This window comes from Ectobacillus polymachus (assembly GCF_048159605.1).
GTDB classification, from domain to species: Bacteria; Bacillota; Bacilli; order Bacillales; family Bacillaceae_G; genus Ectobacillus; species Ectobacillus polymachus.
In genome coordinates this window covers 42,786-50,860 of sequence record NZ_JBLREB010000009.1, presented here as the reverse complement: position 1 = coordinate 50,860, position 8,075 = coordinate 42,786, and the positions used below count along the sequence as shown (strand labels likewise).

At 38.3% G+C, this 8,075-nt stretch carries 9 protein-coding genes and 1 rRNA gene; all 10 read right to left on the bottom strand.

The window, feature by feature from the left end:
- Positions 1 to 96: ribosomal RNA gene (locus ACM5BR_RS18310) — 16S ribosomal RNA — on the bottom strand; the annotation flags it as partial.
- Between the two features lie 506 nt (positions 97 to 602).
- Positions 603 to 2,084, bottom strand: a complete 1,482-nt coding sequence (lysS, locus tag ACM5BR_RS18305; RefSeq protein ID WP_416829617.1) for a lysine--tRNA ligase — start codon at positions 2,082 to 2,084, stop codon at positions 603 to 605.
- A 124-nt stretch (positions 2,085 to 2,208) separates the two neighbouring features.
- Complete coding sequence (gene dusB / locus ACM5BR_RS18300; RefSeq protein WP_416829615.1) at positions 2,209 to 3,207, bottom strand: tRNA dihydrouridine synthase DusB; 999 nt, start codon at positions 3,205 to 3,207, stop codon at positions 2,209 to 2,211.
- A gap of 19 nt (positions 3,208 to 3,226) precedes the next feature.
- Complete coding sequence (locus tag ACM5BR_RS18295; RefSeq protein WP_416829613.1) at positions 3,227 to 3,433, bottom strand: helix-turn-helix domain-containing protein; 207 nt, start codon at positions 3,431 to 3,433, stop codon at positions 3,227 to 3,229.
- A complete protein-coding gene (gene folK / locus ACM5BR_RS18290; protein ID WP_416829612.1) occupies positions 3,385 to 3,900 on the bottom strand; it encodes a 2-amino-4-hydroxy-6-hydroxymethyldihydropteridine diphosphokinase in 516 nt (171 codons plus the stop codon). The genes ACM5BR_RS18295 and folK overlap by 49 nt, the downstream gene beginning before the upstream one ends.
- Complete coding sequence (folB, locus tag ACM5BR_RS18285) at positions 3,897 to 4,259, bottom strand: dihydroneopterin aldolase (RefSeq protein ID WP_416829610.1); 363 nt, start codon at positions 4,257 to 4,259, stop codon at positions 3,897 to 3,899. Before folB ends, folK begins: the two co-directional genes overlap by 4 nt.
- Positions 4,237 to 5,094 (bottom strand): dihydropteroate synthase, encoded by an 858-nt coding sequence (gene folP, locus ACM5BR_RS18280; protein ID WP_416829608.1) that lies wholly within the window; start codon positions 5,092 to 5,094, stop codon positions 4,237 to 4,239. The genes folB and folP overlap by 23 nt, the downstream gene beginning before the upstream one ends.
- On the bottom strand, positions 5,094 to 5,963 hold the full coding sequence (gene pabC, locus ACM5BR_RS18275) for an aminodeoxychorismate lyase (protein ID WP_416829606.1): 870 nt from the start codon (positions 5,961 to 5,963) through the stop codon (positions 5,094 to 5,096). Before pabC ends, folP begins: the two co-directional genes overlap by 1 nt.
- Positions 5,957 to 6,544, bottom strand: a complete 588-nt coding sequence (gene pabA, locus ACM5BR_RS18270; protein WP_416829604.1) for an aminodeoxychorismate/anthranilate synthase component II — start codon at positions 6,542 to 6,544, stop codon at positions 5,957 to 5,959. The genes pabC and pabA overlap by 7 nt, the downstream gene beginning before the upstream one ends.
- A gap of 9 nt (positions 6,545 to 6,553) precedes the next feature.
- On the bottom strand, positions 6,554 to 7,939 hold the full coding sequence (locus ACM5BR_RS18265; protein ID WP_416829602.1) for an anthranilate synthase component I family protein: 1,386 nt from the start codon (positions 7,937 to 7,939) through the stop codon (positions 6,554 to 6,556).
- Positions 7,940 to 8,075 lie beyond the last annotated feature (136 nt).

The window sequence follows — 8,075 nt, the reverse complement described above, 5'->3', positions numbered from 1 at the left end:
ACCCGTCCGCCGCTAGCCCCGAAGGGCTCGCTCGACTTGCATGTATTAGGCACGCCGCCAGCGTTCATCCTGAGCCAGGATCAAACTCTCCATAAAAGTTAAGTTTGTCTAAGCTTATTTAAAAACTGACGTTTCATGTTTTGTTTAGTTTTCAAAGAACTCTTCATCGCTCAAAAGCGACTTCAATATATTATCATGCAAATCAGACGTTGTCAACAACTTTTATTTTTATAATCTCACTTGGTCAGTGACAACGGATATAAATATACCAGTTAACATTAAATAATGCAATAGTTTTTTTATCTTTTTTTGTATGACTATCATTTACATATCTTTTCTTTGCTATACAGTTTACACATAACTCTCTTATAAGGGTTCCTATCAATGACTGTTCCCCTTTATACCCCTATGATTTCTGTAATTACTTAAAAGTTAATACGCGGGATAAAAATAGCTTCTACACCCCCCAGGGTCGTAGAAGCTATATATAAGCAGCAAGCCTATCTACAAAAACAGACCGTCAGCATAAAACGGAAATACTACTAGTCCATTTTGCGACGATCTGCCTAGGTTAACCTGAGATTAATCCCAACATAATTCCTTTACTTATTTCGCATAAGCGGGAATAAAAGAACATCACGAATAGATGGTGAATTAGTTAATAGCATAACAAGACGGTCAATACCAATACCTAGTCCGCCTGTTGGAGGCATACCGTATTCTAATGCCTCAATATAGTCTTCATCCATCATATGCGCTTCATCATTACCTTGCTCACGTTCTTGTAATTGCGCCTCGAAACGTTGCTTTTGATCGATTGGGTCATTTAACTCTGTAAATGCATTTGCATGTTCACGTGCTACGATAAATAACTCAAAACGATCCGTAAAACGAGGATCTTCTGCATTTTTCTTTGCCAAAGGAGAAATTTCTACCGGATGACCAAAAACAAATGTAGGCTGAATTAATTTTTCTTCTACTTTTTGTTCAAAGAACTCATTAATGATATGTCCTACAGTCATTGTATCCTTAATTTCAACATGATGTTCATTTGCCAATGCGCGTGCCTCTTCAACACTCATTGGTTTCCAGAAATCTGCACCTGTATATTCTTTAATTGCATCCACCATATGAAGTCGTTTCCACTCTGGTTCTAAATCTACTTCGTATTCTCCATATGTAACCTTTGTAGTTCCCAGTACATCCTTAGCAATGTGTGCAATCATATTTTCTGTTAGCTTCATAACATCTTGGAAGTCAGCATATGCTTCATACAATTCTAGCATAGTGAATTCTGGATTATGTCGCGTTGAGATACCTTCATTACGGAATACACGTCCAATTTCATATACTTTCTCAAGACCACCAACAATTAGACGTTTTAAATGCAATTCAATAGCAATGCGCATATATAATTCCATATCAAGTGTATTATGATGTGTAATAAATGGACGTGCAGATGCTCCACCTGCTATCGCGTGCATCATCGGTGTTTCTACTTCTAAATATCCACTATCATCTAGGTATCTTCTCATTGCTCGAATAATTTTACTTCTAGTAACGAATGTTTCACGGCTTTCCATGCTTGTAATTAAATCTAGGTATCTTTGACGATAGCGTTGTTCAATATCCTTTAGGCCATGGAATTTATCAGGAAGAGGGCGCAAAGATTTTGCTAATAAGGTAAAGTTTTGTACCTTAACTGATAATTCTCCCGTTTTTGTGCGAAATACCGTTCCGTGTATACCGATAAGATCTCCTAGATCTGCAGTACGAAATAATTCGTATTGTTCATCCCCTACTGCATCTTTTCGAACATAAATTTGCATTTGTCCATTTAAATCTTGAATATGAGCAAAGCCTGCTTTCCCTTTTCCACGCTTTGTCATAATACGTCCTGCAATAGCAACAGGGATATCTTTATCATGTAACTCTTCTTCTGAAAATTCGCCATACAATTCTTGTAGTTGCTTAGAAGAATGTGTACGTTCAAAACGTTTTCCAAAAGGATCTATTCCACTATCAAACAGGTTTTGTAGTTTTTCTCTACGCACCTGTAACTGGTCATTCAATTCTTCACTCATTAAATCAACTCCAGCTCTATGAAATTTTGCAATACTTATAGTATAACACTATCTCCTGCATCAGAAAAACTGTCAGTTAGCAACTGACAGTTTTAGTTATAAGATGTTACAAATGTGTAACGGTTTACCCTACTTGAATAGAACGATCTTTTTCTTCTGTTTCTTCAACAAATCGAGTGAGGAGAGTTACAAGATCCTCTCTCGTATTGCATTCATTTACGCTATTACGAACTCTTGCATTGCCGCGAATTCCTTTTAAATACCAAGCGGCATGCTTTCTCATTTCCATTACTGCTACCTTTTCACCTTTCAAATGAATCAGGCGTTCTAAGTGCAGAAGACAAACATTAATTTTTTCTCTAATTCCAGGTTCGTCTATCAATTCTCCTGTTTCAAGATACTTAACCGTTCGATAAATCATCCATGGATTTCCAAGTGCTGCACGCCCAATCATAACACCGTCAACACCAATTTCATCAAGCATACGCTTTGCATCTTGTGGAGTTTCGACGTCTCCATTTCCGATAACAGGAATGTTTACAGCTTGCTTTACTTGTTTAATAATGTCCCAATTTGATTTTCCTTCATACATTTGCGCGCGAGTTCGACCGTGAACTGCTACCGCTTGTCCACCCGCACGTTCAACAGCACGGGCGTTATCAATTGCGAAGATATGTTCACTATCCCACCCAATACGCATCTTTACAGTTACAGGTATCTTTACAGCATCTACAACCGCTGCTACCATTTCATATACTTTATTCGGATCTAATAGCCATTTTGCACCTGCATCACACTTCGTAATTTTAGGTACAGGACAACCCATATTAATATCTATAATATCTGCATCCGTATGTGTCTCTACAAACTTAGCCGCTTCAACAAGAGTATCCCTTTCCCCGCCGAATATCTGCAGGCTAAGCGGTTTCTCACGTTCATCCATATAGAGCATATTCATTGTTTTTTCATTTTTGAACAAAACGGCTTTATCGCTCACCATTTCTGCACATACGAGTCCAGCTCCAAATTCTTTTACAGTAAGACGAAACGCAGAGTTGCATACTCCTGCCATCGGCGCTAATACAACCGGATTTTTCATCTCAATATTTCCAATTTTAAGCATGTGAATCCCTCCCTTTCCTTTAATCCTTTGGAGATAATTCTTCTATGGAAACATCCAAAGTATTTGCAACATGTCCAAGAAAGTCTTGCGAAGGAATTCGATTACCGCGTTCAATTTCTCCTAGAACAGATACGGACAATCCCAATTGTTTAGCGAAACTTTCTTGTGTATAACCCTTCAGCTTTCGAAAAGCGCGAATACGTCTTCCCCATTTTTCTGCTTCCATACCGTTACTCCCTCTTGCCCCTTCATTTCCTCTATTTGCTCCAGCGAAAAGTGTTTTTGCAGATCTTGATGAATTTCATATAATGGCGCTAACACAAAAGCACGTTCATACATTCGAGGATGCGGAATAATAAGGCTCTCTGCTTCAATATTTTCGTTATTAAATAACAAAATGTCAAGGTCAATTGTTCGAGGTCCCCAATGAATTTCCCTCGTTCTTCCTAATTGTTTTTCAATTTCTTGTATATGTTCCAATAATGTATACGGTGTTAAATTGGTAGTAATTCGCAGTGTAATATTAAGAAAATAGGCTTGATTTGTATATCCAACAGGTTTGGTTTCATAAATAGATGAAATGACCTGTACGGAAATTGTTTCATCACAATTTAATAAACGGACCGCTTTCTTCAAGTAACCAGCACGATCCCCAATATTGGATCCGAGGGAAAGATAGGCAATGTTGTTCATACTCTTTCCCTCGTAATTTCTACTGCCACATGCCGATAATGCCCGCGAATAGGAGGATCAGGTTTAATTACGGTTACTGTACATCGTTCAATGACAGGATACGTTTCAAGAACGGTGGATGCTATTACTTCAGCCACTGATTCTACTAACTTGTATGGTTTTCCTTCAACAATATTCTTGCATAGTTGAAAAAGATCTCCATAATTAACGGAGTGGCTTAAGTTATCAGTTTGGCCTGCCTTTCGTAAATCTAATTCCACTGTAAGATTCACACGAAACCGTTGACCTAATTTATTTTCTTCAGGAAGTACTCCGTGATATCCATAAAACTCCATGTCATGCACGAATATTTTGTCCAACACGTTGACCTCCTTTGCCTAGCATTGCATCCATCATTTTCGCCATTCTTGCCGTTTCTAACACATCATGAACGCGAACAATATCGCAGCCTTTTGAAATTCCTAAACAAACAGTAGCTCCCGTACCCTCTACACGTTCATTAACCGGAAGATCTAATACATGACCGATGAACGACTTCCTTGACGTCGCAAGTAATAGAGGATATCCAAGAACGGTAAATTGTTCTAGTTTTCTCATGACCTCTAGGTTTTGCTCAGGAGTTTTCGCAAAGCCAATCCCTGGGTCCAATATAATATTTTCATCACGTACGCCAGCCGCTTTTGCAATCTTTACGCTTTCATATAAATCAGCTATCATATCTGCTATCAAGCTTCGGTAATTTCGATTCTCTCGATTGTGCATAAGAATAATGGGTACATCATAATGAGCAGCTACTTCAGCCATTTTAGGATCGGCTTTTGCACCCCATATATCATTAATAATATGGGCACCCGCCTCAATCGCCTGCTTTGCTACCTCAGCCTTATACGTGTCAATTGAGATTGGTGCATGAACAGACTGTGAAATAGCCTTTATCATAGGTAGTACTCTGCGTAGTTCTTCCTCTTGCGTTACGACTGGTGCATTTGGCCGAGTCGATTCTCCGCCTATATCAATGATATGCGCTCCCTGCTCCACCATTTCTTGTGCATGCATAATAGCTGACTTCTCATTATTAAAATTACCACCGTCTGAAAACGAGTCTGGGGTTACATTTAAAATACCCATAATAACCGTTCCTTCGGTAATTTTTAGTTCGTATGGACCGCATTGAATGTTCTGTAAAACTTCCACTACTTAGCATCTCCTTTTGTTAGCTCATGCTTACTTCGTAATGCAAACCGATACAATCGGTAAGCATGTATCAGCTTCATGGTTAATGGATTAGCAGAAAACGAAACAGAACCAATAGCATGGATAGGTACAATTTCTTGAATTGAGTTTGTTACAAATACCTCATCGCTATCTAAAAGTTCTTCTTTTGAAAAAAATCCTTCTTCTACATCTATGTGAAGCTTTCTCGCTAACTCTATAATAAATTGTCTAGTAATACCATTCAAAATTCCTGTTTCTACAGTAGGAGTATACAAAGCCTGATTCTTAACAAAGAAAATATTAGATACAACTCCTTCTGCGATATATCCTTCTTTTGTTAAAAAGATCCCTTCCTTTAGCGGATCACTGCCTATTTCTCTTTTTCCAAGAATATTATTTAAATAATGATGAGATTTTAACCGAAAGGGACCTTCTGCTGTATTGCGTGGTAACGTTAATATGACACCTGTTTTTTTAACGATAGCATTTGATACTGGCAACGGCTTTATAAATATAACGACAGAAGGAGCCGTATAAGGCTCCGTTTGTAGACCTATTTCTCCAACACCCGCCGATACATTTAGTCGTATATAAGCATCTTGTAAATGATTTCGATTTAATAATTCCTTTAAGATCGTTAATATGGTTTCTTTATCCATATCCCATTGAATACATAACGAAAATAGTGCTGCTTGCAACCGTTCATAGTGATCATCGAAAAGAAAAAAATGACCACCATACACACGGAATGTTTCAAACACACCTACCCCATACAAGTAACCGTGATCATATGGTGAAATAACTGCCTCTGAATCTTTAACATAGTCTCCATTTACATATATCAACATGTTACCGCACTCTTCTCATAATGTGTTAGAAAATTTTGTAATAGCTCTTTTCCATGCGATGTCAAAATTGATTCTGGATGAAATTGTACTCCTTCAATCGGTAACGTTTTATGACGAAGACCCATAATTTCACCGTCTTTTGTCCAAGCCGTAACTTCAAGACAACCTGGTACCGTTTCTTTCTTTACTAGTAAGGAATGATAACGCGTGGCAGCGAAAGGGGTTGGTATATTTTGAAATATTGTTTTCGAATCATGATATACTTGAGACGTTTTACCATGCATCAACTGCTGTGCACGAATGATTTCTCCGCCATAAACCTGTGCAATAGCTTGATGCCCTAAACAAACCCCAAGAATGGGAATCTTCCCGCCAAAGTATTCAATCGCCTTTAAACTTATCCCCGCTTCATTTGGACTACATGGTCCTGGAGAAATCATTACATAATCCGGTGACATTTTCTCTATTTCTTCAATGGACACTTCATTATTTCGCTTTACAATGATTGTTTGTCCAAATTCTCCAAGGAATTGAACCAAATTAAATGTAAACGAATCGTAGTTATCAATCATTAAGATCATAACACTCACCTAACTTTCTTCGCTAATTTCCTTGGCACGCCATAACGCGGTCGCTTTCTTAAGAGATTCCTTGTATTCGTTCTTCGGATTCGAGTCAATAACAATACCAGCTCCCGCTTGTACATACGCTTGTCCATCCTTTGCTAATAGCGTACGTATGACAATGTTTAGTTCCATATCTCCTGAGAAATCAATCCATCCAATCGAGCCGGTATATAGACTTCTTCGAACAGGTTCCAGTTCTTCTATAATTTCCATCGTTCGTATTTTAGGGGCACCAGTAATCGTCCCGCCCGGGAATACCGCTTTCATGACATCAAAGGCGTCTTTCTCTTCTTCTAGCTCACCACATACATTCGATACAATATGCATAACGTGTGAGTATCTTTCAATGGTCATGAATTCATCTACACGAACCGTTCCGTACTTACAAACGCGTCCCAAATCATTTCGCTCTAAATCTACAAGCATAACGTGCTCTGCACGTTCTTTTTCATTTTCGATTAATTCTTTTTCCAAAGCCTGATCTTCTCTATCATCTTTACCTCGCGAACGTGTTCCTGCAATAGGACGTGTACTTACTTCCAATCCCCTTTTTCTAATAAGTAATTCTGGAGAACCACAGACCACTTGAAAATCAGACAGTTCTATATATCCCATATAAGGAGAGGGATTAATTTCCCGAAGCTTTGTATAGATTTCTAATGGATGAGAGCAAAGTGGCTGAGACTGACGAACAGACAAATTCACTTGGAACACGTCGCCTGCAGCAATATACTCTTTGATAGCTGCAACAGCATTACAAAAACCTTCTTCTGTAAGAGATACCGTTGCTTCTGCTAAAGACTTGGCAGCTGAAATGTGAATAGCCGGATAGTCAGCCATCCATATTTGCATCATCTCCCTGACATGTAGTTCTGCTCCTTTTTCATCTGTGGTGAAATGCGTAATACACCAAAGTACCTTTTCACAATGATCGTATACAACAACATCATCAAATAAAAGAAAGAGTATATCTGGAACATCTAGATCATCCTTTGCGGTTTGTGGAATTGTTTCAATATAACGAATACAATCATAGCTAAAATAGCCAATTGCTCCTCCTTGAAAGGGAGGAAAGTTATCACCCTGAATCGTCTCATATCGCTTCATATACCGCTTCATTTCGTCTATAGGATTCCCCTTGATGACCGTTTGCTTATCACCTTCTATAATATGCAGTTCATTATGCTTTCCGCGCAAAATAGCAATCGGATCTAAGCCGACAATACTGTAACGACCTCCATTTCCACTTTCCAGAATAGAGTGATATGGCTTATCTTGTGATAAAAATTTATATTGATGAAAAAAATCCTTTTCATATAAAGTCGATACTGCTACTGCTCTCCTCTTCATCGCTTCACCTCATGTCGTTTCATCTATTCTAACAAATCCAACTTTATTGTAGTATAAAATAATCCAGGTTCAGAACATGATATGTATTCCATTTTTTATGTAGGCTATGTTAGCTTGTTGTTTATTTTGCCATGAT

Coding starts and splice junctions, on each gene's coding strand:
- folK (WP_416829612.1), bottom strand. CDS start 3,900: ATGAACAACATTGCCTATCTTTCCCTCGGATCCAATATTGGGGATCGT.
- pabC (WP_416829606.1), bottom strand. CDS start 5,963: ATGTTGATATATGTAAATGGAGACTATGTTAAAGATTCAGAGGCAGTT.
- lysS (WP_416829617.1), bottom strand. CDS start 2,084: ATGAGTGAAGAATTGAATGACCAGTTACAGGTGCGTAGAGAAAAACTA.
- dusB (WP_416829615.1), bottom strand. CDS start 3,207: ATGCTTAAAATTGGAAATATTGAGATGAAAAATCCGGTTGTATTAGCG.
- ACM5BR_RS18295 (WP_416829613.1), bottom strand. CDS start 3,433: ATGGAAGCAGAAAAATGGGGAAGACGTATTCGCGCTTTTCGAAAGCTG.
- ACM5BR_RS18265 (WP_416829602.1), bottom strand. CDS start 7,939: ATGAAGAGGAGAGCAGTAGCAGTATCGACTTTATATGAAAAGGATTTT.
- pabA (WP_416829604.1), bottom strand. CDS start 6,544: ATGATCTTAATGATTGATAACTACGATTCGTTTACATTTAATTTGGTT.